Origin of the sequence: Pseudomonas sp. BJP69 (assembly GCF_007633355.1) — a bacterium.
Classification (GTDB): Bacteria; Pseudomonadota; Gammaproteobacteria; order Pseudomonadales; family Pseudomonadaceae; genus Aquipseudomonas; species Aquipseudomonas juntendi.
On the sequence record NZ_CP041933.1, the window covers coordinates 3,044,151 to 3,069,401 of the forward strand.

Below are 25,251 nucleotides of genomic sequence, written 5' to 3' on the forward strand. Positions count from 1 at the left end.
TTACCACTGACTCTATCCGGGCTTTTGCTGTTAGACCACCAGTGGTCATTAATAGTCGACATGCCTGTCATCGATTGGGCACCTGACATTCCCTGCAATTGGCTCCCGTAAAGCCGTGCAGGGTAACAGCCTTTGGCCTTAAGATTCACCCCTGCCCCCCTTCAGGCGAAGCGCACCGATGAATCGAAACGACCTGCGTCGTGTAGACCTCAACTTGCTGATTGTGTTCGAAACGCTGATGCACGAGCGCAGCGTGACCCGTGCAGCGGAAAAACTGTTCCTCGGCCAGCCGGCCATCAGCGCGGCCTTGTCGCGCCTGCGCAACCTGTTCGACGACCCGTTGTTCGTACGCACTGGCCGCAGCATGGAGCCCTCGGCACGGGCTCACGAGATCTTCGCGCTGCTGTCGCCCGCGCTGGATTCGATTTCCACCGCGGTCAGCCGCGCAGCCGAATTCGACCCTGCCACCAGCAATGCCGTATTCCGCATCGGCCTGTCGGACGACGCCGAGTTCGCCCTGCTGCCGCAACTGCTCAAGCGCATTCGCGCCGAGGCCCCTGGCATCGTGCTGGTGGTGCGCCGGGTGAACTACCTGCTGATGCCGACCCTGCTGGCCTCAGGGGAAATCTCGGTGGGCGTCAGCTACACCAGCGAACTGCCCGCCAACGCCAAGCGCAAGGTGCTGCGCCGCAGCGCGCCGAAACTGCTGCGCGCCGACAGCGTGCCTGGCAGCATCACCCTGGACGACTTCTGCGCGCGGCCACATGCATTGGTGTCGTTTGCCGGGGACTTGTCTGGCTTTATCGACGAGGCGCTTGACGAGCTGGGTCGCAAGCGCCATGTCGTGCTGGCGGTACCGCAATTCAACGGGTTGGGGAGCTTGCTGGCGGGGACCGATATCGTGGCGACGGTACCGGACTACACCGCCGATGCGCTGACGGCTGCCGGCGGGTTGCGGGCGGAGGACTTGCCGATACCGGTACGTAGTTTCGAGCTGCACATGGCCTGGCGTGGCGCGCAGGATAACGACCCGGCGGAGCGCTGGCTGCGGTCACGGATACAGATGTTCTTCGGCGACCCTGACAGTCTTTAGGGGCTTCGCGCATGCTCGTTAGCTGATCATTTCTGCGTTTTCTAGCCTCGAACAACCATTTACTTCCAGCAAATTGCTACATTTCGGGCATATTTGAGGGCATACTTTGGATGGTTCGAAAAGGATGCCCCCAACCGAAGATGCTCAGCACCCCCGGCACAAAAAACTCCCAAGTATTTGGCTCGCAGGGAAAGCTTGGCAAATAGCGAAGAGGACTGAAGAATGGTCTCATCGATCACGGAAGGTCACCGAGGCTGAATTTGGTGATTCACAACTCATCCTGGCCGGGAGCATCAGCGGATTTGCCAGTGGTGCCAGACACACCCCGCACCTGGCTGCCTGGCGAGCCCGCCTACCTCTCACTACGGCAATTGGTTCGCAAACCATATTCTTGGCAAGTAGAGGGTCGGAATGTCTACGTGTGTGAGAATCCGAACATAGTAACCATCGTCGCCGACCGTCTAGGTGCCCAAAGTGCTCCATCGGTCTGCACTGATGGCATGCCCGCCGCTGCGCAGCGAATTCTACTCGACCAGTTGGCCGCCGCCGGCGCACACCGGCACTACCATGGCGACTACGACTGGCCAGGGATCGCCATCGGCAATCACGTCATGCGTAATTGGCAAGCAGTCCCTTGGCGATTCGGCTGCAGAGATTACTTCGAAGCGGTGATGGTAGCGCCGACGCAACCGCGCGATTTGGCCCTCAACGGAGTCGAGGCTCTATGGGACAGCGCGCTGCACATAGCTATGGACACCCAAGGGCTCGCAATTCCAGAGGAAGCGGTTGCCAGCAACCTCTTGGACGATCTGAGCAATGGAGAAAATAATCCGCCCGAGCATCAACAGAGCATCTAATGCCAGGCGGCAAACTGGAGTTCCAGCAGCGCACGATGATGCCCCTTTCGGTCGAGAAATGAGCCCCACCCGATACCGGTTAATGTCCTAAGAGGTGGTGTAAATCGTCCTCCCCTGCTACTGAGCGCCCTTCCCCCACCTATGCTTCATCAGCAAAGAATCAATATTGACCAGGTAAGGATTATTCCTTACCATCCAGTCAATACATCCGGGAGAATGCTCATGCCTGCCATCCACGAAATCGCCACGCTGACCTCGAAGGGACAGGTCACACTGCCCAAATCCGTCCGCCAGCTACTGGGCATTGACACCGGTGGCAAGATTGCATTCGACGTACGCGGCGGTGAAATCGTGGTCAGCCGCGTAGAAACCACCCACGAAGACCCTGCCATCGGTGCATTCCTGGGTTTGCTGGAAGCTGATATTCGAAACGGCCGCAACCTCTCCACTCTGCCGGAAGACTTGGCGCAAACCATGCTCGCCAACGCAAACCACTGCGTAAACCTGGACGAAGATATCGATGGTGAGGTCGCGATCTGATGCTGCAACATGGCTGGACACTGTTGTTCCATGAAGGTGTGACGTTACAGCTACGCAAATTGCAAGAAGCCGCCGCCCGGGCCGAGCAGAACGACCCGCAAGGTTTTGAGAGCAACGCCAACGTCAAGCTGTTTCGGGCGCTGAGCCATCTGATCATGGAGGCTGTGCCTACCGATCCGGGCCGTGATGAGTTCCGACAAGGCAATACGCTGGGCACCGCCTACCGACATTGGCGCCGTGCAAAAATCGGCAGGCGCTTTCGGCTGTTCTTTCGCTACGACTCAAGCTCCAAGGTCATCGTCTATGCATGGGTCAACGACGAAAATACCTTACGGTCTGCAGGCAGCAAATCTGATCCCTACGCCGTATTTGAGAAGATGCTGGGCCGCGGCAACCCGCCTGATGACTGGGATGCGCTGACTGCTGCGACGCGTAGCGACTGGGACGAGCCCAAAGCATAATTGCGCGAGTGGGTGAGGGATTGCACCTTTGAAACCGATCCCTCCTTGTTACGTCCACTGCAACCCACTCGTAGCTGCTGTTGAAAGGGGTACATCTGCGGGTACAAATCCAATTTCCCATTCATAACCATTGGATTTATATAAATGTCCAAATGTTTTTTGGGGATCCCAATAGTTTGGGAATGGCTTCCACAGAGATCCAGAAATTACAATAAATTCATTAGCTTAACTTAAACTCAAGCCCAATGCCGCCCGTCGTATTCCGCCCATTTCCAACGCGTCTGCGGGTTTTTGGGTACTTTTTCTGTTTCGAAAAAAAGTACCCGCACATCACGACTTCCCTCCCTACGCCCGGACTGCGGCGAAAACTCAGCGATGCTTTCCTGCGCGCCATTGCCGAACCCGGCAAGTACGCTGATGGCGGGGGCGCTGTCGACTGGCCACTAGGTACCACAGAACAAAAAACGATTGCAGCCCGGAACAAAGATGGGGATGTCTACCTGGCCGTAGCTTTGAACGAGTCACCTTACCAGCAAGCCATCCAGTAACAAACTCAACGCCACTCCACCCTCGGCCAGGCGTGCCTGGCCCTCTTCGGCCTCGGCGATCCAAAACGCAGCCTCGGCCAGGCTGCCGTAGATCAGTGACGCCAGGGCATGCGGGTTGACAGGCACGACAATGCCCTGCTCTATCAGATTGGCGATCAGGTGTTGCAGCGAGTCCACGCAATGGCGTTGCGCATCCGGCGACGCACCGCCCAGCACCGCCCGGGCGTCACGCAGGACGATGCGCTGGATCGGTGGTTCGACGGCCATTTCGAGGTAGGCGTGGCAGCGCCGGCAGAAACCCTCCCAGGCATCTTCGGCGCTGTCGGTGATCGCTCGCAAGCGTGCGTCCATTTCAGCGTCGAGTTCCGCCACCACGGCCGCCAGCAAGCCTTGCTTGTCGCCAAAGTGGTGATAGAGCGCCCCCCGCGTGAGCTGAACCTGGGCAGTCAGGTCATCCATCGAGGTCTGCGCATAGCCGCGCTCGCCGAACAGCTGGCGCGCGGTGGCCAGCAAGGTGGCACGGGTTGCTTCCATTTCGGCACGGGTACGGCGAGCCATCCGGCGGTTTCCTTGTTCTGCGGCATGACGGGAGCATCGTCGTCGATGCGATCCCGGCATTCTCACGGCCTGCTGGCGCCGTGACAAGCGCGCCAGCACCGCGGGCTCAACGTGCGAGCAGCTCGCTGATCGCGCGCTCGATCCCCTGGGTATCGGCATCGTTCAGGCCCTCACCGGCCACATGGCCCCAGTCGGACTCAAGCACGCGCAGCTCGGCACGGGCGATGCCGCGAGCCTCCTGCTCGGCATCCAGCACCGGGAAATACAGGTCGCTGGACGACGGCATGATCACCGTGTCGGCCTTGATCGCCGCCAGTGCCTGGTCGATGTTGCCGCGATAGCGCGGGTTGGCACTGATGTCCGCATGCTGCCCCATCCACAGCTGGGCGAGCAGGTCGTTGGCATCACGCTTAAGGAACCAGCCCTCCCAGAAGTCGATCAGGAAGTCCTCGAGCGAGGCATAACCCAGCACCCGCTGGTCCAGGCGTTCACGGTAGAACGCCTGGGAGAAGCCCCAGCCGGCATAGATACGCGCCGCGACCCGCAGGCCACGGTGCGGCGGCTGGTCATAGAAGCCCTGGTCGAAGGCCGGGTGTAGTTCGATCGCGGCCCGCACGCTGTCGAAGAATACCTGGAAGTGCCGCGACGTCCGTGCAGCGCTCTGGAAGGTGAACAGCCGTTGGACCTGGTCAGGATAGGCCGCCGCCCACTCGAACGCCTGGGAACCGCCCAGCGACCAACCGATGGCCAGGCGGATCTTGCCGATGCCGAAGCGTTCGCTCAGCAAGCGCTGCTGCTGGATCACGTTGTCATGCACGGTGATGCGCGGGAAGCGATTGCCGTTGTGCGGCGCCGGCGTGTTGCTGGGGGAACTGGACACACCATTGCCGAACGCGTCAGGCACGACAATGAAGTACTTGTTCGGGTCCAGAGCCCGGCCTTCGCCGATCAGCCACGCGGTGTCGTCATGGGTGGCGGCGAACGACGTCGGGTAGACGATGACATTGTCCTTTGCGGCATTGAGTTCACCGTAGGTCTGGTAGGCCAGCCTGGCTTGGCGCAGGCACCGGCCGGACTGCAGCTGGATGTCACCCAGTTCGAAAATTTCTGCGTTCATGAATCGCGCTCCCTCGGCCAGGCCGAGTGCAAGGGTCGAATGGGGCCGACTGCCGGCCCCGGTTATCGGTCAGGGCAGGCGGTAGGCGATGACGTAGTCGCCACGCGCCTTGCCGGGGCCTTGGGCGCCGCCAGCGGTCACCACCACATACTGGCGCCCGCTGCGGTTGCCTTGGTAGCTGATCGGGGTAGCCTGGCTCCCGACGGGCAGTCGGCCCTTCCACAGCACATGACCGGTGCGGCTGTCCATGGCCCGCAGGTAGTGGTCCATGGAGCCTGAGAAGAACACCAGCCCTCCCTGGGTGACCAGCGGCCCGCCCATGGTGGGCATGCCGATGGGCATCGCCAGCCCCGGCAGCCCTCCAGGCAGCGGCGTATCCTCGGTGCTGCCCATGGGCACCTGCCAAGCGATCTGCCCTGAGTTCAGGTCGATCGCGGTCAGGGTCCCGTAGGGCGGGGCGATGCAAGGCACGCCCAACGGCGAGGTGAACATGCCGTGGATGACGCCATAGGGTGCGCCGCGCTGCTCGGCATAGTTGCCCGATGCGCCGGTGGGGTTGTAGCCGGCCGCCAGGGCCTTCTCGTGTTCGATGAACTGTGCCCAGTGGGCGATGCGGATGTCATTGACCAGCAACAGGCCAGAGGCTTCGTCGACCGCGCCACCGCCCCAGTTGATGCCGCCGTAGTAGCCGGGGTACATCAGGCTCTTGCGGGTGCTCAGCGGGGTAAAGTCACCGACGTAGTGCATCCGCTTGAACTGGATACGGCAGTACAACTGGTCGAGGGCGGTAATGCCCCACATGCGTTGTTCGGTCAGGGGCGCATATCCCAGCGACACACTGGAGTACGGCTGTTGTGGCGCCGGCCGCTGGCCAGCGGGCGCGCCCTCGGCACTGACCGTGCGCGACTCGACCGGGAAGACCGGCCGGCCATCGCGCCGGTCGAGCACGAAGACCTGGCCGGTCTTGGTCGGCACGATGACAACGGGGGTGGTATCGCCATTGCCGGTGGGCAAGTCGTGGAGGATGGGCTGAGCGGCCACGTCGTAGTCGTGCAGGTCATGATTAACCGTCCTGAAGTGCCAGCGGTCGATCCCGGTGCGCACGTCGATAGCGACCACCGAGGCATTGTAGGTTTCGGCCGCCAGGGAACGGTCCGCGCCCCAGAAGTCAGGGATCTGGTTACCCGTAGGCACGTAGATCAGGCCGAGCGCCGGGTCGTAGGACGCAGTCCCCCAGAAGTTGGGCGTCTCATCCGGGTAGACTTGCCCCGCCGGCAGCGGTTTCCCGCGCTTCGGTGCGGCGGGGTCCCAGGCCCAGACCAGCTTGCCTGTGCGCACATCCCAGCCGCGCACCACACCTGAAGGTTCACCACGAGCGGCCCAGTCCTGCATACGTGCGCCGGTGACGATCACGTCGCCTGCCACCAGGGGTGCCGATGTCGGGTAATAGGAAGCCTTGGCCCGTTCGCTCAGCCCCGTGAGCAGGTTGACCTGGCCATTCTCGCCAAACCCAGGGCACACCGCGCCGCTGTGTGCGTCCAGCGTGATCAAGCGGGCGTCGAGGGTGGTCAGCACGATGCGCGTGCGGCACAGGGCCTCGCTTTTTTCCACCTCGCCGGCGGGCGCTTGCCAGGACGCCAGGCCACGGCAACGCTGCCATTCCTTCGACTGGGCCTGGGGGTCGTAGGCCCATTTCTGCTCACCGCTCTCGGCGTCGACCGCTACCACCTTGCTGTAGGGCGTGCAGACATACAGCAGCTCGCCGAGCTTGATCGGCGTACCCTGGAACGCGGCCTCGCCAACGGGCAGGTCACCGGTGCGGTATTGCCAGGCCACTTCCAGGCCGGCGACGTTCGAGGTATCGATCTCGCTCAGCGCGGAATAGCGGCTGCCACGCGTGTTCTGGCCGTATTGTGGCCAGTCGGGGTCGCCCGCCTCAAGGGAGGGTTCGCCCGGCGCCGCCTGCGCCACTTCCACGCCAGGCAGCGCAGCGCTCCCCGGATGCGGCTGGAAAGCGCCCAGCCCACCGACCAGCAGCACACCGAGCAACACCGGCAGCAGCCGGTTGCGCACGGCGCGCGCCCCAGCCAAGCCTGCGGTGTCGCGAAGTTGCGGGTAACAGGCGGTGACGATGCACGCCACCACCAGGAACATCGCCACCCGCGGCACCCATTGCCAGTAATCGAGGCCTACTTCCCACCAGGCCCATGCCACGCTTACGGCCAGCAGCGCCAGGCTGACACCCAGCGCGTAGCGGCGCTGCCGCCACAGCCCCAGGGCGACGGCGCCCAGCATCAGCCCAGCCAAGGCATAGAACCCGCTGCCGCCCAGCATCAGCAACCATACGCCGCCAACCAGCAGCGTCACGCCGATCAGCGCCACGCCGCCCGACAGTGTGCGGGTGAACATCCGTGTACCCCTCATGCCCTCTCCCCAATTCTGTAAAGACCTTCCAGGCGCGAGCACGCCTCTCCTGCGACGGGAGACGTGCACGTACATGGTGTGGAACGCCCGGGCGTGACGCCGCCCGGGCCGTGCGTCATTTTGCGCCGTTGGCCTGGGCGGCCAGCGCTTCGGGCTTGTGCCCGCCCATGCCCAGCGCCAGCAGCAACCCCAGTGCGGCCAGGCCGGCCGCCAGCCACAGGTTGGTGGTCAGGCCCAGGCCATCGACGGTCTGCCCGCCTGCCCAGGACCCCAGCGAAATGCCGACGTTGAATACGCCGACGTACAGTGCCGTGGCAATTTCCACCGCGGCGGGCGCCGCCTTCATCATCCAGGTCATCAGACCCACCGACACCCCGCCGTAGGCAAGCCCCCAGGCCAACAGCACCAGGCTGCCACCGAACTGATTGGCACCGATGCCGAGAAACAGCAGCGGGGTCAGCAGCAGCCCGACGGCGATGGCTACCAGGGTGAGCGTGGTGCGTCGCGCAGCGATGATGCCGGCCAGGAAATTGCCGATGATGCCGGCGATGCCATAGGCGAACAGCAAGGCGCCGATCCACTGCGGGTCGAAACCGGATACCGAGAGCAGTAATGGGCGCACGAACGTGAACGCCATGAAGTGCCCGGCCACCAGCAACAGGGTCAGTGCCAAGCCCGCCTGAAGCTTGCGATTGCCCGGTTGCTCGGCGAACTGGCGCAGTGTCACCGAGCCGTGCACCGGCAATGACGGGATGACCGCTAGGTGAATCAGCAACACCAGGGCACTGAGTATCGCCATGCTGCCGAACGCCCAACGCCAGCCGGCGAAGTCACCGATCAGCGCCCCCAGCGGCACGCCCAGCACCGAGGCGGCCGCCACCCCACCGAAAATGATCGAAGTGGCCAGGCCGATCGATTGCCCAGGTACCAGGCGTGCGGCCAGGCCGCCGGCAATGGCCCAGATCTCGCCCATGCAGAACCCGACCAGCACCCGCGCGGCCAACATCCAGGCCATGCTCGACGCCAACGCCGAGGCGACATTGGCGACCACCAGCAAGCCCAGCAGGCCGCAGAGAATCCAGCGGCGGTCCAGATTGCCCGCGGCCATCACCACCAGCGGTGCGAAGAAGGCCGCCAGCAAGGCTGGCAAGGTGATCATCAGGCCAGCGGTGCCCGTCGTGGTACCCAGCGTTTCGGCGATGGTGGTCAGCAGGCCGACCGGCAGCATTTCAGTGGTGACCACGGAGAACGTGGCGAGCCCGACGGCCGCGACCGCCAGCCAGGGGTGGCGGACGTTCGGTGCACTGGCGGTGTTTGCAGATGCGCTCATGATTGCAGATCCCTTGAATGAAAATCAGGCGTCGCCGATGACACGAGGCCCGGTGGCGCCCACGGATGATTCGAACTTCCCTGCGACAAGGCGTAGGTGCCCTGCCGGCATCATACATACGGAATGTATGTAAAAAGACACTACCACGCCTCCCAGGCCCCTACAACCGCCCACCCGTCGAGCGTTGCTTAGCCGGCGCGCGGTCGCGTCGACGCCGCGTGGTCGATGGTCAGCAGCACGTACAGCGTCTCGCCCTGCACGGCCCAGCTACCGTGAAACACATGGCCATCGAAAAACCTTTCGCCCAGGCGCTGCGAACGCAGCGCCAGCTCGAAACGCCCTTGGTCGTCCCAGTCGGTCAATTGCGCTTCGTCCATTTCCAGCTCCACGTGGCAAAGCGGAAATACTGCCTTGTAGAAGGCTTCCTTGGCACTGAAGCACAGGTAGAAGAACCGCAGCGCCTCGTCACCCCGCATCCGCTGGAAACGCTCGCGTTCCTCCGGGTGCATGGCATGCTCGGCCATCTCGGACAATTCCGGGTAGCCGACCATGTCCTCGATATCGATGCCCAGGCCAAGACACAGCCCGGCATCGGCCACGCACGCCAGCGCCAGCTTCCGGGTGTGCGATATCGACCCCACGGTGCCCAGCGGAAAACGCGCGTAACGATAAGGCCGGGCAATCGGCAACCAACCCTGCTCATGGCCCAGCGCCCCCAGCGCCGCCGCCGCACACACCCTGCCACCGGCGAACTCGCGCCGACGGGGCGCCAGTGCCGGGCCCAGCCAGCGAGCGTCATGCAACACCGCGTCACACGGCGTGCGGTAGCCCTCCAGGTCCAGGGCGAACAGCGCCAGCCCCGCCGGGGGCGGCCCCCGGAATGGCCAGACCGGCTGCGCCTCACGCATCACAACAGCTTCCTCTGCTCGGTCATGCGCAATCGGGCGTGGTAGTAGCCCGGCGCGCCATAGGTGACATTGGCCGCGGCCCCTGTGCCGCCACCATGGATATCGGTGAACACTGCGCACTGGCTGATGTAGAAGTTCTTGCAGAAGTTGATCGACAGCAGCGCCCCCATCTCCTGCGAAACCTGGCGCAGCGCATGCTCCACCCCGGCATCGACGGTATACAGGCCAAGGCCCAATGCGCCATGGTGCTGACCAATGACGCGCAGTTCCGCAAGCAGGGCCCGCAGGTCAGGCGGCTGGACCAGGAACGACACCGGCCCGCGGATTTCCCGGCCATAGTGTTCGACGCTGCTGGCAAAGCCCTGGCGCACGGCAATCAGTGAAGGCGTGACGATGCAGGCGTGTGGGTAATCGGGGTCCTGTACAGCTTCGGCGCGGCGCAGCACACGGGCGAAACGGGCGCCTTCACAGGTGCGGATCTCGGCCAGGCTCTGCGCGTCCAGCAATGCCCCGAGCAGCTCGCGGGCACTGGGGAAGCGCGCCAGCACCTGCTCCACCCGCTCGACCAGGTCACGTTCGAACTGCGCCACCGACACCACGCCGTCCGCCAGGCGTATGCCTTCAGGCAGCACGTACAAGGTCTGTGGCGAGGTGCACAGCTGCGCCGAAAACGAGCACAAGCCAAAGGCCAGATTCTCGAGCATGCCGTCGTAGTCGTGGGTCGAATGCAGGAACACCGGCGTCTGGGCGCTTTGCTGGGTCATCACCCGCGCCTGCCAGGCATGCTGGCGCAGCCAGCTGCCGAACTCCGCCGCGCCCATGTAGTCGATCAGTCGCACGTCGGGGTGCAGCGCCGCCTGCCGATAGGCGGCCGGGTCGTCGCTGTGGAACAGGTTGACGATGTCATGGGGCACACCGACCTGCGCACAGGCCGCCTTCAGTGCCTTGACCGTCAGGGCCATCGGCAACACCGCCTGGTCATGGCCGACGACCACCACCGGGCAACCCGCCGCGAGCGAAGCGAACAACCCGGGATAAGCGCCCCAGGTCGGCACCACCCGTCCGGCGTAGACCAGCGACAGGCCCACCGGCATGGTCGCGAACTGGCGTGACAGGCGTTGGCTGGCGCCCTGCCCCACCACCAGCTCTGCCTCGAACCCGCCACTCAGTTCGCGAGCCGCCGCCAGCACCTGGGCCACCGACTCCAGCGCACGTGCCTGGGCGTGCACCGCATTGGCGTGAAACCCCATGAACAGGCCATGCCCACTGGTGTGCATGCCGACATGGGCAAACAGGAAGGTATCCTCGTGCAGGCGGGTGATGACCTCGCACAGCAAGGCACAACGCAGGCCGATATCGAGCTGCTGCCACTTGCGCTTGGCCGCCTCGGCCCGGCACGCCAGCAGCGGGAATGCTTCGACCCGGTAGCGGATACCCAGCTCGAAGCCGTAGGGCGAGCGTTCGCCACCTGCCCAGCGCGGGTCCACGTCGGCCGGCACCTGCGGGGTGACGTGGAACGGCGCGTCGAGCAGGCGCCTGAAACGGCTCTCGCCTTGCTCTATCTGTGCACTGTCGTAGTCGCCCAGCTCATCGGAAAACGGGCTGAACGGCTGCCGTGTGCGCACGGCCTCGATGGCCGCCTCCAGCAGTGGCCCATGATGCGCCAGCCAGGCCTTGAGCTTGCGCGCGTTCATGCGGCGCCGTCCGTTTCCACGGCAATGGCAAAGGCTTCGCGGCCCGGCATCTGCGCACTGAACAAGGCATCCAGCTCGCGTGCGCCCTGGGTGCGCGCCATGCGCACGAACTCGGCGGCGTCCGCACCGACGCAGTAGTGCGTGTCAGGCGCCGCGCAGCTCAAGACCTCGAGGATGACCTGGGCGAAATCTTCCTCGCTTGTGGTCGCCTGGCTTGCCAGCGCCTCGCTGGCTTCGAGAAACGCACCGAACGACGGCCCGTAGATGCTTCGAAACGGACACTGACCCGGATGAAGCATTTCGCCGAATTAGCGGGCTGGGCAAGCTTGGGTGAGGAATTGTTCGAGGCAGGGTTTAGTGTCGAACAGGAAGCGCCTTAGGGTCTGTACGCAATCCCGAGAAACCTATCATATCCTTGGAAGTGGTGTAACTCATCCTGCGGCGCTATTGAGCGTCCTCCCCGCCTGCCATCGTTGCGTTCCTGGGTTTGCTGGAGGCTGATATCCGAAGCGGACGCAACCTCACTACCCTGTCGGAAGGCTTGGCGCAAACCATGCTCGCCAACGCAAATCGCTCCGTTAACCTGGACGAAGATATCGACGGTGAGGTCGCGATCTGATGCTACGACATGGCTGGACACTGTTGTTCCATGAAGGTGTGACTTTACAGCTACGCAAATTGCAAGAAGCCGCCGCCCGAGCCGAGCAGAACGACCCGCAAGGTTTTGAGAGCAACGCCAACGTGAAGCTGTTTCGGGCATTGAGCCATCTGATCATGGAGGCTGTACCGGCCGACCCGGGCCGTGATGAGTTCCGCCAAGGCAACACGCTGGGCACTGCCTAACGGCATTGGCGCCGAGCAAAAATCGGCAGGCGCTTTCCGCTGTTCTTTAGCTACGACTCAAGATCCAAGGTCATCGTCTATGCACGGGTCAACGACGAAAATACCCTACGGAGATCCCGATAGCTTGTGACTGACTTCCACTGAGATCCATAAGTCTCTGCAGCGAGCCGCAATCTGCAAGAGCACCAGCCTTGTGTCAGGCTCCGCCCACTTCTCCTCGGCGGTATAGCCCAACCTGGCATGACCGAGCTTCAAGGCCGATAATACGCAGCCTGGTCTTTACCTTGAGGGCGCCGGACTTACCCCCTACTCCGCCGCAACAACGAATGCGGCGCTTCTCCAAAAGCCTTCCGAAACGCATGACTGAAATGCGAGAAATCGGAGAACCCGAATTCCAGCGCGGCCTGGGAAACACTTCTTACCTGGCCGCGTTCGATCGCTGCGCGGCTGGCGTTGAGCCGTTCCTTCCAGATTTCGGCGACCGGGGATTTCTGGTGCCGGGCAAACGCCCGGGTGACCGTGCGCGTCGATACGTGGTGGGCCACGGCAATCGACTCGATCGACAGTTCCGGTTCGGTCAGGTGCCGCTGGATGTAGTTCATGATCCGCCCGTAAAGGTCCAGCTCTTGATGGGTGGTCTTGAGGTCCTGCAGCTCCAGGCTGAGTACCAGCAAGTCGATGATGGTACTGGAGTAGCGCCGGGAGATGCTTTCGTTCTGCAGCAACGCGGCGGAACTGGCGGCCTGGCCGATCATCTGCCGTAGCGGAATCACTCCGGGGCGGGACTCGTCCAGCACCCGCGCGGTGAGGTCGGCGATGCCTGGCAGGCGCTGCGAGAGCAGCGGTCGGGGGATGCGGATCAGGTGGTTTTCGGTACCACCCAGGCTGAAGCGGAACGGTTGGGTTGCGTCGTAAAGAAACACACTGCCGGTCGTCAGGCTGGCCTTGCGCGTGTGTTGTTCGATTTCGCCGTAACCGTCGAGGGTGAAACCCAGCCAGATATCTTCGGCTGGGTCGCCGCGCAGGTGTTGCTCGGAACGCACCCAGTGGTGCAGTGGCGAAGACAGGGTGGTGATGTCCAGGGGGCCAATTCCGTGGACCTGTAGCGCACCCTCGAAATTGCTCTGCAACGAGGGTTTGCTGTCCGCCGACAGGCAATGCCGGCAGACCACTTCCCGCCAGTAGTCGAAGCGACGGGCTGGCGAAACGGTAAGGGTGGAATAGTGATTGGTCTCAGCCATGATGGCGCTCACCTTGATGCTACTACTTGAGGAACGAAGCACTGTTACCGAGGTTGCGACAGGCAATATCCACGCCAGCGCGACTCACTGGCGCGGGCCGTGGCCAACCCGGCCTGCGGTGTGAATGCCGCGGCGGCGTCCATCGCAAAAGCACCTCTTGGGTCTGCCCATTCCGGGGCAAAAACCCTTTTTATCCCTGTGCATTGCACCATCGCGGTTCGTGTCCTGGCGGGTATTTTCGCGCTGTCTTTACCAACCAAACGGTTGTCCTGACCAACAAAGCGACGCTGTTGTGGCGTGCCTAACGTTGACCTCACGGCATTTCCAGCAACCTGCGCCGATGAGGTAAAGCCCATGCGAGTTCAACAACAACGAATGGTCGACGAGTTCAGGTGGCTGCATATGCGCGACCTGGCGCCCGAAGAGTTTTTGTCGTGGCTGATCGAGTGGGGAACGTGCGCGTTGCGTGCCCGTGGTAATGCCGAGCGTGTGTCCGAAGCCAAAATAACAAGGAGCCTGTGATGGAGTCCGCAATCGACAAACACCTCAAGTGCCCGCGCACCTTGTCGCGCCGGGTGCCTGACGATTACCAGCCGCCGTTCCCGATGTGGGTCGGTCGCGCTGACGCGCAGTTGACCCAGGTGGTGATGGCCTACCTGGGTGTGCAGTATCACGGCGATGGCCAGCGCGAGCGGGCCTTGCAGGCGCTGCGCGAGATCGTCGCCAGCTTCAGCTTGGCCGACGGCCCGCTGACCCACGACCTGACGCACCATGTCGATAGCAGCGGCTACGACAACCTGATGGTGGTGGGCTACTGGAAAGACGCCAGGGCGTATTGCCGCTGGATGCGCTCGGCCGAGGTGGATGGCTGGTGGAGTTCGCCGCAACGCTTGAGCGATGGCCTGGGTTACTACCGCGAGATCAGTGCGCCGCGGGCCGAGCAGTTCGAGACCTTGTATGCATTCCAGAGCGATCTGCCCGGGGTCGGGGCGGTCATGGGCAGCATCAGCGGCGAGATCGAGGAGCACGGTTACTGGGGCTCGATGCGCGACCGCTTCCCGGTGTCGCAAACCGACTGGATGAACCCGGACGGCGAGCTGCGGGTGGTGTCCGGCGACCCGGTCAAGGGCGGGCGGGTGGTGGTGGTCGGCCACGACAATATCGCCTTGATTCGCTCGGGCCAGGACTGGGCCGCGGCTGAACAGGCCGAGCGCTCGCTGTACCTGGACGAGATCCTGCCGACCTTGCAGGACGGCATGGATTTCCTGCGCGATAACGGCCAGGCGTTGGGCTGCTACAGCAACCGCTTCGTGCGCAATATCGATGCGGACGGCAACCTGCTCGACAAGAGCTACAACATCGGTCACTGGCGCTCGGTGGAAAAACTCGAACGCTGGGCGGAATCCCATCCGACCCATCTGCGTATCTTCGTCACCTTCTTCCGGGTGGCCGCGGGGCTGCAGAAGTTGCGGCTCTACCACGAAGTGTCGGTGTCGGATGCGAGCAGCCAGGTGTTCGAATACATCAACTGCCACCCGCACACCGGCATGTTGCGCGACGCCCAAGCAAGCGCCAACTAACCAACGAACTCCACGTTTAGCCCTGCACCTGTCGTTGTTACGACAGCGGGGCTCTTTTTGCCCGCGTTTTACCACCAAGAAGGACTTGGGTCATGAAACAACTCCGTTACCTGATGCTTGCGGCGGCCGTGCCGTGCCTGTCTGCGCAGGCAGTTGAAGTTTCGCCGGGGGATTATGAAGTGCTGCCGGCGGATAAAACCATCGGTGTAGTCTATTACCAGCATTCCACTACCGACAGTGCCTACGCCCAGGGCCACAAGGTCAGCTCCGACTTCAACCTGACCTCCAATGTCGGCATCCTGCGTTTGCTGCACGTCTTTAAATTGACCGACCGGCTGACCATCGAGCCGCAGTTCCTGCTGCCGTTCGGCCATGTTTCCAGCGGCGGTGACGCCTCGGCCCTGGGCAGCGCCAGCGGCATCGGCGACCTCATTCTCACCGCGCCGCTCAAGTACCGCCTCAACGAGGCCAACGACACGGTCGGCGCCACGGTCTACCTGGTCGCACCTACCGGCAACTACGACCGCAAGGACGCGCTGAACCTGGGCGAGAACCGCTGGAAAGTGGATCTTCAGGCCGCGTACATCAAGCACTTCGGCGAGAAGTGGGCGCTCGACCTGGTGGGCGATGCGATCTGGTATGGCGACAACGACGACTTCGGCGCCAACTCGGTACGCCGCGAACAGGAGACGTCCTACGCCGCGCAACTGATGGGGCGCTACATCATCGACCCGGGTACGTCCTTGGCAGTCGGTTTTGGCCACACCTGGGGTGGGGAAAACCGGATAGACGGCACCTCCCAGGATGACCGCGGCAAAACCACCAACTTCCGCCTAACCGCCACCAAGTTCTTTACCACCCAGGACCAGTTGCAGATGCAGCTGGGGCGTGACCTCGCGGTAGAAAACGGGCCGAAGGAAAACTTCCGACTGAACCTCAGGTACGTCCGGGTCTTTTAACCGCCTGCACATTCCCAGCTGAAACGGAGCATTCGAACATGACTGAGCCAAACGCTTCCACCGAGCGACAACCTTCGCTGTATACCCGCCTGGGTGGCTACGACGCCATTTACCAGTTCGCCGGCGCGGTATTGCGCAAGACCATGGCCCACCCGGCGATCGGCCATATCTGGGCGCATATGTCCGAGTCGACCTTCCAGAAGGAACACATCAACTTCGTCGATTTCCTCGCGCAACACTGGGGCGGCAGCGCCAAATACCGCGGGCGGGACATGGTCACCGCACATCGCGGCATGGGGCTGACCGAGGTGCACTGGCAAGCCACGCTGGATTGCCTGGAGGAGTGCTACAACGACTACAACCTGGCGCCGGAGCTGCGCAAGGAGGTCAACGATTTCCTGGTCAAGTTCAAGCCCGCCGTGATCGGCAGCCCGTCCTACCGCGACGTGGTGCTGGCCAACCCGACGATGGACCCGGCCAAGGGCATGAATAGCGTCGGCGTGGTCTGGCCCGCACGCGGCGATGCGGCCGGGCAGGCCGGGGTGCCCAAGCTGGAGCAGTAGGCCTGCGACCTGGCGCAACGCAGTCCTGCTCAACACAGCGACTGTCCTGCTCAACCAAGTCGGCTCCCCGCGCTGGCGCTAGGTTAGTACCAGGCCCAACCGCGGCGAGCCCACGAACCGCTAATTGCCGGCCCCTTGGCCCGGCACCGGAAAGGAAAAAGGACACCCCATGGCCATCACCCGCCCGACGCTCGAACAACTGCAGGCGCTCGCCAGCCGCCTGCACATGCAACTGACGCCCGAGCAAGCCAGCGAGTACCTGGCGCTAATGCAGGGCAGCCTCGACGCCTACGACCTGGTCGATGAGCTGCCGGACTTCACGCCGCTGGTGCGCTACGAGCGCACGGCGGGTTATCGCCCTTCCAGCGTGGAAAACCCGCTGAACGCTTGGTACTACCGCACCGAGGTGATGGGCGCCAGCAGCGGCAAACTGCTCGGCAGGACGGTCGCGCTCAAGGACAACATCTCGCTGGCAGGCGTGCCGATGATGAACGGCGCCTCGCCACTGGCCGGTTTCGTGCCATCGTTCGACGCCACCGTGGTGACGCGCCTGCTCGACGCAGGGGTAACGATTCTCGGCAAAGCCACCTGCGAACACTATTGCCTGTCTGGCGCCAGCCACACCTCCGATCCGGCGCCCGTGCACAACCCGTTGCGCCCCGGCTTCAGTACCGGCGGCTCGTCGTCGGGCAGCGCGGCGCTGGTCGCGGCGGGCGAAGTTGACCTGGCGGTGGGCGGTGACCAGGGCGGGTCGGTGCGTATTCCTGCGGCCTGGTGTGGCATCTACGGCATGAAGCCGACCTTCGGGCTGGTGCCCTATACCGGGGTAATGGCCATCGAGGCCACCTTCGACCATGTCGGCCCGATGACCCGCAGCGTGCGCGACAACGCACTGATGCTCGAAGTGATGGCCGGTACCGACGGGCTTGACCCGCGCCAGGGCGCGCCGGAGGCCGATAGCTACAGCGACTACCTTGGGCGCGGTGTCGGCGGGCTGCGTATCGGCATCCTCCAGGAAGGTTTCCAGCTCGCCAACCTTGATCCGCGGGTGGCCGAAACGGTCCGCGGCGCCATCGCCCGGCTCGAGGCGTTGGGCGCGGTGGTCGAGGAGGTGTCGGTGCCCGAGCACACGCTGGCGGGCACGTTGTGGAACCCGATCGGCTGCGAAGGCCTGACCATGCAGATGATGCACGGCAACGGCGCGGGCTTTAACTGGAAGGGCCTGTACGACGTCGGCCTGCTCGACAAGCAGGCCGGCTGGCGGACCCAGGCCGACGCCCTGTCGCCTTCGCTCAAGCTGTGCATGCTGGTTGGCCAGTTCGGCCTGGAGCACTACCACGGCCGTTACTACGCCAAGGCCCAGAACCTCGCGCGCTTTGCCCGTGCCGGCTACGACAAGGCACTGCAGCGCTACGACCTGCTGGTGATGCCGACCGTGCCCATCGTCGCCCAGCCGCTGCCCGCGCCGGATTGCTCGATCACCGAGAATGTCTCGCGGGCACTGGAGATGCTCGGCAACACCGCCGCACAGGACATCACCGGCCACCCGGCCATGTCCATCCCCTGTGGCCTGGTCGACGGCCTGCCGGTCGGGCTGATGCTGGTCGGCAAGCATTACGCCGAAGGCACGATCTACCGGGCCGCGGCAGCCTTCGAAAACGCAGTGGACTGGCGCACGCTGTAGGGGCTGCGCCCCTGCAAAAACAACCAAAACAGCAATAACCACCGATAACCGTGTCGAACGAGAGGAGTAATCCCATGACGGCAACCTCAACCCCTGGCGAGCGGGCGCGGGCACTGTTTGCAGTGCTCAAGAACAAGGACCTCATTCCCGAGGGCTACATCGAACAGCTCACCGAACTCATGGAACATGGCTGGAGCCCGGAAAACGGCGCGCGCATCGTCGCCAGGGCCTGGGTCGACCCGCAGTTCCGCGAACTGCTGCTCAAGGACGGTACCGCCGCCTGCGCCCAGTTCGGTTTCACCGGCCCGCAAGGCGAATACATCGTCGCCCTGGAAGACACCCCGCAGGTCAAGAACGTGATCGTCTGCAGCCTGTGCTCCTGCACCAACTGGCCGGTGCTGGGCCTGCCGCCGGAGTGGTACAAGGGCTTCGAGTTCCGTGCGCGGCTGGTCCGGGAGGGGCGTACGGTACTGCGCGAGCTGGGCACCGAGTTGCCCGACGACGTGCTGGTGAAGGTCTGGGACACCAGCGCCGAAAGCCGTTACCTGGTGCTGCCGCAACGGCCCGCGGGCTCGGAGGACATGAGCGAAGAGCAGTTGCGGCAACTGGTCACCAAGGACGTGCTTATCGGTGTCGCCGTGCCCCGGGTTGGCTGAGCCGGTCCACCCACTTCATTCACCTTCCGGAGTATTCAATATGGATGGCTTCCACGATCTCGGCGGTTTCCAGGGCTTTGGCAAAGTGCCCCATCGCATCAACAGCCTGAGCTACAAGCAGGTATTCAAGCAGGACTGGGAACACCTGGCCTACAGCCTGATGTTCATCGGCGCCGATCACATGAAGAAGTTCAGCGTCGACGAAATACGTCACGCGGTCGAACGCATTGATGTGCGCCAGCATGTCGGTACCGAGTACTACGAGCGTTATGTGATCGCCACCGCCACGTTGCTGGTCGAGACCGGCGTCATCACCCAGGCCGAACTGGATGAGGCGCTGGGCTCGCACTTCAAGCTGGCCAACCCCGCCCACGCGAAAGGGCGCGCGGCGATCACCGGGCGAGCGCCTTTCGAAGTGGGCGACCGGGTCATCGTGCGCGATGAATACGTGGCCGGGCATGTGCGCATGCCGGGGTATGTGCGCGGCAAGCAAGGCGTGGTGCTGCACCGCACCACCGAACAGTGGCCGTTCCCGGATGCGATCGGGCATGGCGACCAGAGCGCTGCGCACCAACCGACCTACCATGTCGAGTTTCGCGTGCGCGACCTGTGGGGCGATGCCGCAGACGATGGGCGGGTGGTGGTAGACCTGTTCGAAAGCTACCTGGACAAGGTCGAAGGTTCGGGAGCGGCGCGCCCATGAGCAATAGCGCCCAGGCGGGCCGACTGCCGGTGACGGTCCTTTCGGGCTTCCTCGGCGCAGGCAAGACGACTTTGCTCAACCATATCCTGCGCAACCGCCAGGACCTGAAGGTGGCGGTTATCGTCAACGACATGAGCGAGGTCAACATCGATGCCTCCGAGGTGCAGCGCGAGGTTGCGCTGCACCGTGGCGAGGATGAATTGATCGAGATGAGCAACGGCTGTATCTGTTGCACCCTGCGCGCCGACCTGCTCGAGCAGATCAGCGCGCTGGCGCGCCAGCAGCGCTTCGATTACCTGTTGATCGAGTCCACCGGGATTTCCGAGCCGATGCCGGTCGCCGAGACCTTTGCCTTTCTCGACACCAACGGCTTCAGCCTTAGCGAGCTGGCGCGCCTGGATACCCTGGTGACGGTGGTCGATGCCAGCCAGTTCATGGCCTTGCTCGACTCGGCCGAAACCGTCGCCCGTGCCGACGCCACGACCGATACCCCCAGGCGCCCACTGGCCGATCTGCTGATCGAGCAGGTCGAGTACGCCAATGTGATCCTGGTCAACAAGTGCGACCTGGTCGATGAGGCCGGCTACCAGGCGTTGCGGGCGATTCTGGCCGGACTCAATCCGGGGGCGCAGATCCTGCCAATGGTCTCCGGCAACGTAGCGCTGTCGAGCATCCTTGGCACCGGGCTGTTCGATCTGCCCAGCTTTGCCGCAGCGCCCGGCTGGATGAAACGGATGGACGCGCACGATACGCCGGTAGCCGAGTCGGACACCTATGGCGTGGTCTCGTGGGTGTATCGCGAGCGCGCCCCGTTCCATCCGCAACGCTTGCTCGAGTTTCTTGCCCGTCCCTGGCGCAACGGTCGGTTGCTGCGCAGCAAAGGCTATTTCTGGCTCGCCAGTCGCCACCGCGAAACCGCACTGCTGGTACACAGCGGCAAGCAATTCCAGTGGGATTACGTGGGGCATTGGTGGCGTTTCATCGACCCGTCGCAATGGCCGCAAGACAAATATCGCCTGCAGGGCATCACGGCCAAGTGGGACAGCATCGTCGGTGATTGCCGCCAGGAACTGGTGTTCATCGGCCAGGACCTGGACATCCAGGCGCTGCAACGCGAGCTCGACCACTGCCTGTTGAGCCCACAGGAAATCGCCAGTGGCCCGTCGGCCTGGCCAGCGTTGCCCGGGGCGGCCGACTTCGACAGCCAGGCCTTGTCGATCCGGCAGGCGCAGGCACCGTCGGCTGATGCCGCCATACAACCGGAGGTGTCGCATGCTGTTGTTTAATCGCACCAGCCGCTGGGTGTTGGCCCAGCTGGCCGACCGCCTGGAGCAGCCCGACCAGCCGAGCGCGCCGTTGTCTTCGGCCAATCCGCTGTTGCGGCGGATCCTGGCAGGCGTGGAGCGCGTGCTGCAGGAGCGACGGGAACTCAAGGAACAGGCTCGCGCGCTTGCTTCGCAGGTCAGCCAGCTGGAGCAGCGCCTGGCTGAGCGCGAGGCACTCGTGCAGCAACTGGAGGCGCGCTGGACACTGGTCACCCAGGGCGCGGATGAGTTGTTCTGGCAACTGCAGCCAACGATCGCCGCCACCCCGACGCCGGACTGTGCCATGCAGTGGACAGGCTCGGCCTCGCTACAGGCACCACGCCTGGCCCGGTTGGGACAGTGGAGTGAGCAACTGCACCCTGCCGACCGGCAACCCCATATGCAAGCACTGGCCCGGCACCTGGCCGATCGCAGCGGGCGCACGCCGTTTGCGCTGGACGTGCGGATGAAACTCGCGACCGGCGGTAACTATCGCTGGTGCCGGTTCAGCGGCAGTTCGCAGCGCGACGCCCACGGTGTCGCAGTGGCCACGGCGGGCACCCTGCGCGACATCCACGAGCAGTACCTGCGTATCCAGGAATTGGAGCTGGCCGCCGAACGTTTCGATATTTCCCGCGAGATGCTTCACGACGGCCTATCGGATATCGAAGTGGTGGCGGGCGATCCGGCCAACCCGGGCAACACCATCTGGTGGTCGTCGCAGATGCGCAGGCTGCTGGGCTGCAGCACCGTCGAAGAGTTTCCCAATACCCTGGAAAGCTGGACCTCACGCCTGCATCCCGACGACAGCGCGCGCGCCATTGCAGCCTTCGTCGCCCACGTGGAAGACCACAGCGGCAATACCCCGTTCGATGTGGAATATCGGCTCAAGCACCAGAGCGGCAACTACCGCTGGTTCCGCGGCCGCGGGCAAACCCGCCGGGGTCAGGACGGGGCACCGCTGCGGGTAGTCGGGGCTATCACCGATATCCATGCCCGCCATGAGGAAAGCACCATTCGCGAGGCCCAGGCGCAACAGCACCAGGTGATGCAGGAGACCCTCGCCAAGCTTACCCATATCGTCGCCACCATCCAGGGTATCGCCAGCCAGACCAACCTGCTGGCCTTGAACGCCGCCATCGAGGCAGCGCGGGCAGGTGAAGCCGGACGCGGTTTTGCTGTGGTCGCCGACGAGGTGCGCAAGCTGGCCACGCGCACCAGCCAAGCCACTCAGCAAGCGGCGCAGATGATCGACAACTAACCGAGCGCGATGGACCAATAACGGTGCTTCGTGATCGCTCTACAGCCTCGCGTTGCATCTGTAGCAAAGTATCGACGCAGGGAGGAAAAATACTGGGTAGGCGATTTACCCAGCGCTTTCTTGAACATCGTGATAAAAGCGTTTACAGAGTCATAGCCCAGAATGCCCGCCACACGCTGCACGGCTACCCCTTCCGCCAATTGACTCAGTGCGATCATCAAATGCAACTGTTGGCGCCAGCGCCCGAAGCTCAGCCCGGTCGTGCTCTCTACCAGCCTTGCCAGCGTTCGTTCGCTGGTTGCAAGCCTAGTGGCCCCCTCGCGCAAAGTGGTTCGGTCACCGGGCTCTGCAAAGAGCGTATCTGCGATCTGTTTGATCTTGGGGTTGTCTGATATTGGCAGGTGGGCTCAACGAACAGAAAGCAGGTACGGGCGTTTTCGGTTACGCGGCAACTGTGCGACGTGCCGCCGGGGATCCATACGGCGTGCTGGGGAGGTACAAGCCAGAGTGGCTACTTCTACCTGGGGGACGGCGTGAGCATCAGCCGGCACAGAGCCCCACAAACACTTCCCCATTTGAGCAACCTCCACCGCAGTGAAGCAGTGAAAACGTTGCTATGGATATTTGCCTGCGTTGAGTTGCCCTTCGACTGCGATCCAATGCGAACTGATTATCTGGGTCCGGTTAATGGCTGAACTTCAATACAAGCATCCATACATCGCTTGCACAGTTCTCACTACCTGGGCGATCACACAGCCCTAGGGGTTGCGCTGTCGCGCAGAAATCCCAATTCGTAAGCGCCTCGCGGGTTGTATGGGAGCGGGCGTGTCGAGGCGTCGAACCGCCGCGAAGAATCCAACGCGGTAGCTGGCACCGGCTACGCCGGTATTCGCGGCGGTTCGACGCCTCGACATGCCCGCTCCCACAAGCCCCCGCTAAATCAATAAGTTGTGGGTTGTTATGTGAGAGGCGCCGAATCAGCCGCGTAGAGACCACCCATGAAGACCCTGCCATCAGTGCATTCCTGGGTTTGCTGGAGGCTGATATCCGAAGCGGACCCAACCTCACCACCCTACAGGAAGACATGGCGCAAACCATGCTCGCCAACGCAAACCACTCCGTAAACCTGGACGAAGATATCGACGGTGAGGTCGCGCTCTGATGGTGCGACATAGCTGGACACTGTTATTGCATGACGGTGTGACTTTACAGCTACGCAAATTGCAAGAAGCCGCCGCCCAGGCCGAGCAGAACGACCCGCAAGGATTTGAGAGCAACCCTAACGATTATTCCGGATCAAAGCGTGCCGGGGTGGGGATTTGCCAGGCGGGCTTTCTGTCATCTTGACTGTCGAAAGCGCGACGCGCCGCGCGAAATTCCTCAGCGTTTTCGACAACCCACATCCAAACGGGGGACATCCGTACCAACAGTTCCATCCCCAGCGGCGTCAGCTCATATTCGACGCGCGGCGGAATGTCCCCGAACTCCCGTCGAAGCAGTAATCCATCCCGTTGCATGGCGCGGAGCGTTTTGGTCAGCATTCGCTGGGTCACCCCGGTCATCTGCCTTTTTATCTCGGCGTGGCGCATCGAGCCGTACACACCCAAGGCATGCAGGATGCCCAATGACCATCGGCTACCTGCGTGAGCGAGGACTTCCCGCCTGACGCCATCATCCTCTTCTCGGAGCGTTTGGCAGATAGCTTCTGCCTGGCTCAGAGCATCCTGATTAGCCATTTATTCCTCCCAGGTATCACACGTGTGCCTTCTTACGAGTACGGCTTGGCCATGCCAGCATTCGCTCATGGTACAGGCCTTACACCTCAGGAGAAATCATGATCGAAACAACCCCGCTATCCCCTCAATCCATTCTGGTTCTCGGCGCCGGTGAACTGGGTCTCCCGGTGTTGCGCAACCTCGCGCGAGTGGCCAAACGCGCACCCGGCTCCCAAATTAGCGTTCTTCTCCGGGGCTCGACCATCAACACCCAGGTGCCGGAGAAAAAGGCCGAAATAGACGAGCTTCGGGGGCTGGGCATTCAGATGGTCACTGCGGATCTGGTAAACGATTCAATTGAACACCTAGCAGGCGTGTTCGCCGGGTTCGATACCGTCATAGGCTGTGCCGGCATGGTCGCGGGTCGGGAAACCCCCATGAAGTTGGCAACAACAGCGCTGAGGTCGGGCGTGAAGCGCTACTTCCCGTGGCAGTTTGGTGTGGATTTCGAAGTGATCGGTCGGGGCAGCCCCCAGGATCTTTTCGATGCTCAACTCGACGTACGCGAGGCGCTTCGCGCGCAAGATAAAACTGAATGGGTAATTATCTCGACGGGCATGTTCACCAGCTTCCTTTTCGAGCCCGTGTTTGAAGTCGTCGATTTCGACAATGACACCGTTAACGCTCTCGGCGGTCTCGAGAACAGCGTGACGCTGACTACCCCAGACGACATCGGCGCTCTCACGGCGGAAATCGTCTTCTTCGAACCTCGCTTGCGCAACGAGATTGTCTATCTTGCAGGCGACACGGTTTCGTATGGGCAAGTCGCGCACATCCTCGAGCACGCGCTGGGTCGTCCTTTCAAAACCAACGTGTGGACTGTCCCGCACCTGATGGACGAATTGAGAAAAGACCCTACTCATCACATCAAAAAGTACCGTGCTGTATTCGCTCAAGGCAGAGGGGTGGCTTGGCCAAAAGCGGTAACCTTCAACGAACAGCAGGGGATTCCAGTAACCACCGCAGAGCAGTGGGCTCGGGCGAATCTTGCGAGCAAGTGAGCGCGACGACAGAAGCTGGCTTGCGAGAAACGCCTCGGCTCGACAGGGGATGCTGAACGACGAAAAGCCCAAGCCTATCCACACAGCACATCCGATCCCTGCGCCGTATTTGAGTAGGCCAGCCTGCGAAAACACGCCATACTCACGGCTT

General features: G+C 62.8%; 24 protein-coding genes and 4 pseudogenes. 18 read left to right on the forward strand and 10 right to left on the reverse strand.

What is annotated here, in order from left to right; all coding sequences use genetic code 11:
• Nucleotides 1-178 precede the first annotated feature (178 nt).
• The 4 genes from FPB55_RS14120 (at nt 179) to FPB55_RS14135 (ending at nt 2,951) form a co-directional block, all read left to right on the forward strand.
• The gene (locus FPB55_RS14120; protein WP_029884809.1) at nt 179-1,093 is read left to right on the forward strand and encodes a LysR family transcriptional regulator; all 915 of its coding nucleotides are present in this window, start codon (nt 179-181) and stop codon (nt 1,091-1,093) included.
• 311 nt (nt 1,094-1,404) lie between these two features.
• Nucleotides 1,405-1,950, forward strand: coding sequence for a TIGR02679 family protein (locus FPB55_RS14125; RefSeq protein WP_202981960.1), 546 nt, complete (start codon nt 1,405-1,407; stop codon nt 1,948-1,950).
• Between the two features lie 222 nt (nt 1,951-2,172).
• Entirely contained in the window at nt 2,173-2,490 is a 318-nt protein-coding gene (locus tag FPB55_RS14130; protein ID WP_115295325.1) for a type II toxin-antitoxin system PrlF family antitoxin, read from the forward strand.
• Nucleotides 2,490-2,951: a type II toxin-antitoxin system YhaV family toxin gene (locus FPB55_RS14135; protein ID WP_144188473.1), complete on the forward strand. Its 462-nt coding sequence runs from the start codon at nt 2,490-2,492 to the stop codon at nt 2,949-2,951. The genes FPB55_RS14130 and FPB55_RS14135 overlap by 1 nt, the downstream gene beginning before the upstream one ends.
• Before the next feature lie 521 nt (nt 2,952-3,472).
• On the opposite strand, the gene FPB55_RS14145 is transcribed toward FPB55_RS14135, so the two are convergent.
• The 7 genes from FPB55_RS14145 to FPB55_RS14175 form a co-directional block, all read right to left on the reverse strand.
• Nucleotides 3,473-4,057: a TetR/AcrR family transcriptional regulator gene (locus tag FPB55_RS14145; RefSeq protein ID WP_047149901.1), complete on the reverse strand. Its 585-nt coding sequence runs from the start codon at nt 4,055-4,057 to the stop codon at nt 3,473-3,475.
• Nucleotides 4,058-4,163: 106 nt separating this feature from the next.
• A complete protein-coding gene (locus FPB55_RS14150) occupies nt 4,164-5,174 on the reverse strand; it encodes an alpha/beta fold hydrolase (protein ID WP_144188475.1) in 1,011 nt (336 codons plus the stop codon).
• A 69-nt stretch (nt 5,175-5,243) separates the two neighbouring features.
• Nucleotides 5,244-7,583 (reverse strand): membrane-bound PQQ-dependent dehydrogenase, glucose/quinate/shikimate family, encoded by a 2,340-nt coding sequence (locus FPB55_RS14155; RefSeq protein ID WP_144188477.1) that lies wholly within the window; start codon nt 7,581-7,583, stop codon nt 5,244-5,246.
• Between the two features lie 130 nt (nt 7,584-7,713).
• On the reverse strand, nt 7,714-8,928 hold the full coding sequence (locus FPB55_RS14160) for an MFS transporter (protein WP_144188479.1): 1,215 nt from the start codon (nt 8,926-8,928) through the stop codon (nt 7,714-7,716).
• A 188-nt stretch (nt 8,929-9,116) separates the two neighbouring features.
• Nucleotides 9,117-9,836: a 4'-phosphopantetheinyl transferase superfamily protein gene (locus FPB55_RS14165; RefSeq protein WP_144188481.1), complete on the reverse strand. Its 720-nt coding sequence runs from the start codon at nt 9,834-9,836 to the stop codon at nt 9,117-9,119.
• The gene (locus FPB55_RS14170; protein WP_144188483.1) at nt 9,836-11,530 is read right to left on the reverse strand and encodes an aldehyde dehydrogenase family protein; all 1,695 of its coding nucleotides are present in this window, start codon (nt 11,528-11,530) and stop codon (nt 9,836-9,838) included. Before FPB55_RS14170 ends, FPB55_RS14165 begins: the two co-directional genes overlap by 1 nt.
• Nucleotides 11,527-11,829, reverse strand: a complete 303-nt coding sequence (locus tag FPB55_RS14175) for a hypothetical protein (protein WP_177433778.1) — start codon at nt 11,827-11,829, stop codon at nt 11,527-11,529. The genes FPB55_RS14170 and FPB55_RS14175 overlap by 4 nt, the downstream gene beginning before the upstream one ends.
• Nucleotides 11,830-11,993: 164 nt before the next feature.
• Here FPB55_RS14175 and FPB55_RS26690 point away from each other — a divergent pair.
• Nucleotides 11,994-12,149 (forward strand): annotated as a pseudogene (locus FPB55_RS26690) (AbrB family transcriptional regulator); the annotation flags it as partial.
• Nucleotides 12,149-12,490: pseudogene (locus FPB55_RS14185) on the forward strand (type II toxin-antitoxin system YhaV family toxin); the annotation flags it as partial. The pseudogenes FPB55_RS26690 and FPB55_RS14185, both read left to right, overlap by 1 nt.
• Nucleotides 12,491-12,672: 182 nt before the next feature.
• On the opposite strand, the gene FPB55_RS14195 reads toward FPB55_RS14185, so the two are convergent.
• Nucleotides 12,673-13,614 (reverse strand): helix-turn-helix domain-containing protein, encoded by a 942-nt coding sequence (locus FPB55_RS14195; protein ID WP_009685489.1) that lies wholly within the window; start codon nt 13,612-13,614, stop codon nt 12,673-12,675.
• 354 nt (nt 13,615-13,968) lie between these two features.
• Between FPB55_RS14195 and FPB55_RS26325 the strand changes: the two genes are divergently transcribed.
• The 9 genes from FPB55_RS26325 (at nt 13,969) to FPB55_RS26835 (ending at nt 22,324) form a co-directional block, all read left to right on the forward strand.
• Nucleotides 13,969-14,136, forward strand: a complete 168-nt coding sequence (locus FPB55_RS26325; protein ID WP_178097510.1) for a hypothetical protein — start codon at nt 13,969-13,971, stop codon at nt 14,134-14,136.
• The gene (locus FPB55_RS14200) at nt 14,136-15,194 is read left to right on the forward strand and encodes a phenylacetaldoxime dehydratase family protein (protein WP_144188487.1); all 1,059 of its coding nucleotides are present in this window, start codon (nt 14,136-14,138) and stop codon (nt 15,192-15,194) included. The genes FPB55_RS26325 and FPB55_RS14200 overlap by 1 nt, the downstream gene beginning before the upstream one ends.
• Nucleotides 15,195-15,286: 92 nt before the next feature.
• Nucleotides 15,287-16,153 carry a transporter gene (locus tag FPB55_RS14205; protein WP_009685492.1) on the forward strand — a complete coding sequence of 289 codons (867 nt, stop codon included), beginning with the start codon at nt 15,287-15,289 and terminating at the stop codon, nt 16,151-16,153.
• 38 nt (nt 16,154-16,191) lie between these two features.
• Nucleotides 16,192-16,716: a group 1 truncated hemoglobin gene (locus FPB55_RS14210; RefSeq protein ID WP_144188489.1), complete on the forward strand. Its 525-nt coding sequence runs from the start codon at nt 16,192-16,194 to the stop codon at nt 16,714-16,716.
• Between the two features lie 169 nt (nt 16,717-16,885).
• Nucleotides 16,886-18,400 (forward strand): amidase, encoded by a 1,515-nt coding sequence (locus FPB55_RS14215; protein ID WP_144188491.1) that lies wholly within the window; start codon nt 16,886-16,888, stop codon nt 18,398-18,400.
• 74 nt (nt 18,401-18,474) lie between these two features.
• Nucleotides 18,475-19,056, forward strand: a complete 582-nt coding sequence (gene nthA / locus FPB55_RS14220) for a nitrile hydratase subunit alpha (RefSeq protein WP_009685495.1) — start codon at nt 18,475-18,477, stop codon at nt 19,054-19,056.
• Between the two features lie 40 nt (nt 19,057-19,096).
• Nucleotides 19,097-19,759, forward strand: a complete 663-nt coding sequence (gene nthB, locus FPB55_RS14225; protein WP_009685496.1) for a nitrile hydratase subunit beta — start codon at nt 19,097-19,099, stop codon at nt 19,757-19,759.
• Complete coding sequence (locus FPB55_RS14230; RefSeq protein WP_144188493.1) at nt 19,756-21,045, forward strand: GTP-binding protein; 1,290 nt, start codon at nt 19,756-19,758, stop codon at nt 21,043-21,045. Before nthB ends, FPB55_RS14230 begins: the two co-directional genes overlap by 4 nt.
• On the forward strand, nt 21,032-22,324 hold the full coding sequence (locus tag FPB55_RS26835) for a methyl-accepting chemotaxis protein (protein ID WP_144188495.1): 1,293 nt from the start codon (nt 21,032-21,034) through the stop codon (nt 22,322-22,324). The genes FPB55_RS14230 and FPB55_RS26835 overlap by 14 nt, the downstream gene beginning before the upstream one ends.
• Here FPB55_RS26835 and FPB55_RS26330 read toward each other — a convergent pair.
• Nucleotides 22,321-22,650, reverse strand: a complete 330-nt coding sequence (locus FPB55_RS26330) for a helix-turn-helix domain-containing protein (RefSeq protein WP_238706587.1) — start codon at nt 22,648-22,650, stop codon at nt 22,321-22,323. The two genes, FPB55_RS26835 and FPB55_RS26330, sit on opposite strands and share 4 nt — an antisense overlap.
• A gap of 650 nt (nt 22,651-23,300) precedes the next feature.
• Here FPB55_RS26330 and FPB55_RS26915 point away from each other — a divergent pair.
• Nucleotides 23,301-23,486 (forward strand): annotated as a pseudogene (locus tag FPB55_RS26915) (AbrB family transcriptional regulator); the annotation flags it as partial.
• A pseudogene (locus tag FPB55_RS26705) lies at nt 23,486-23,668 on the forward strand (hypothetical protein); the annotation flags it as partial. The pseudogenes FPB55_RS26915 and FPB55_RS26705, both read left to right, overlap by 1 nt.
• Here FPB55_RS26705 and FPB55_RS14255 read toward each other — a convergent pair.
• Nucleotides 23,611-24,060 (reverse strand): helix-turn-helix domain-containing protein, encoded by a 450-nt coding sequence (locus FPB55_RS14255; RefSeq protein ID WP_144188497.1) that lies wholly within the window; start codon nt 24,058-24,060, stop codon nt 23,611-23,613. The pseudogene FPB55_RS26705 and the gene FPB55_RS14255 sit on opposite strands and share 58 nt — an antisense overlap.
• A gap of 98 nt (nt 24,061-24,158) precedes the next feature.
• Here FPB55_RS14255 and FPB55_RS14260 point away from each other — a divergent pair, with 98 nt between their 5' ends.
• Nucleotides 24,159-25,100: an aromatic alcohol reductase gene (locus tag FPB55_RS14260; protein ID WP_144188499.1), complete on the forward strand. Its 942-nt coding sequence runs from the start codon at nt 24,159-24,161 to the stop codon at nt 25,098-25,100.
• Nucleotides 25,101-25,251 lie beyond the last annotated feature (151 nt).

What these genes read in the sequence shown, in the direction of transcription:
- FPB55_RS26325 (WP_178097510.1), top strand. Translation starts at nt 13,969, where the DNA reads ATGCGAGTTCAACAACAACGAATGGTCGACGAGTTCAGGTGGCTGCAT.
- FPB55_RS14200 (WP_144188487.1), top strand. Translation starts at nt 14,136, where the DNA reads ATGGAGTCCGCAATCGACAAACACCTCAAGTGCCCGCGCACCTTGTCG.
- FPB55_RS14210 (WP_144188489.1), top strand. Translation starts at nt 16,192, where the DNA reads ATGACTGAGCCAAACGCTTCCACCGAGCGACAACCTTCGCTGTATACC.
- nthA (WP_009685495.1), top strand. Translation starts at nt 18,475, where the DNA reads ATGACGGCAACCTCAACCCCTGGCGAGCGGGCGCGGGCACTGTTTGCA.
- FPB55_RS14205 (WP_009685492.1), top strand. Translation starts at nt 15,287, where the DNA reads ATGAAACAACTCCGTTACCTGATGCTTGCGGCGGCCGTGCCGTGCCTG.
- FPB55_RS14260 (WP_144188499.1), top strand. Translation starts at nt 24,159, where the DNA reads ATGATCGAAACAACCCCGCTATCCCCTCAATCCATTCTGGTTCTCGGC.
- FPB55_RS14165 (WP_144188481.1), bottom strand. Translation starts at nt 9,836, where the DNA reads ATGCGTGAGGCGCAGCCGGTCTGGCCATTCCGGGGGCCGCCCCCGGCG.
- FPB55_RS14135 (WP_144188473.1), top strand. Translation starts at nt 2,490, where the DNA reads ATGCTGCAACATGGCTGGACACTGTTGTTCCATGAAGGTGTGACGTTA.
- FPB55_RS14175 (WP_177433778.1), bottom strand. Translation starts at nt 11,829, where the DNA reads ATGCTTCATCCGGGTCAGTGTCCGTTTCGAAGCATCTACGGGCCGTCG.
- FPB55_RS14215 (WP_144188491.1), top strand. Translation starts at nt 16,886, where the DNA reads ATGGCCATCACCCGCCCGACGCTCGAACAACTGCAGGCGCTCGCCAGC.
- FPB55_RS14195 (WP_009685489.1), bottom strand. Translation starts at nt 13,614, where the DNA reads ATGGCTGAGACCAATCACTATTCCACCCTTACCGTTTCGCCAGCCCGT.
- FPB55_RS14150 (WP_144188475.1), bottom strand. Translation starts at nt 5,174, where the DNA reads ATGAACGCAGAAATTTTCGAACTGGGTGACATCCAGCTGCAGTCCGGC.
- FPB55_RS14155 (WP_144188477.1), bottom strand. Translation starts at nt 7,583, where the DNA reads ATGTTCACCCGCACACTGTCGGGCGGCGTGGCGCTGATCGGCGTGACG.
- FPB55_RS14255 (WP_144188497.1), bottom strand. Translation starts at nt 24,060, where the DNA reads ATGGCTAATCAGGATGCTCTGAGCCAGGCAGAAGCTATCTGCCAAACG.
- FPB55_RS14120 (WP_029884809.1), top strand. Translation starts at nt 179, where the DNA reads ATGAATCGAAACGACCTGCGTCGTGTAGACCTCAACTTGCTGATTGTG.
- FPB55_RS26835 (WP_144188495.1), top strand. Translation starts at nt 21,032, where the DNA reads ATGCTGTTGTTTAATCGCACCAGCCGCTGGGTGTTGGCCCAGCTGGCC.
- FPB55_RS14230 (WP_144188493.1), top strand. Translation starts at nt 19,756, where the DNA reads ATGAGCAATAGCGCCCAGGCGGGCCGACTGCCGGTGACGGTCCTTTCG.
- FPB55_RS14160 (WP_144188479.1), bottom strand. Translation starts at nt 8,928, where the DNA reads ATGAGCGCATCTGCAAACACCGCCAGTGCACCGAACGTCCGCCACCCC.
- FPB55_RS14170 (WP_144188483.1), bottom strand. Translation starts at nt 11,530, where the DNA reads ATGAACGCGCGCAAGCTCAAGGCCTGGCTGGCGCATCATGGGCCACTG.
- nthB (WP_009685496.1), top strand. Translation starts at nt 19,097, where the DNA reads ATGGATGGCTTCCACGATCTCGGCGGTTTCCAGGGCTTTGGCAAAGTG.
- FPB55_RS14145 (WP_047149901.1), bottom strand. Translation starts at nt 4,057, where the DNA reads ATGGCTCGCCGTACCCGTGCCGAAATGGAAGCAACCCGTGCCACCTTG.
- FPB55_RS14130 (WP_115295325.1), top strand. Translation starts at nt 2,173, where the DNA reads ATGCCTGCCATCCACGAAATCGCCACGCTGACCTCGAAGGGACAGGTC.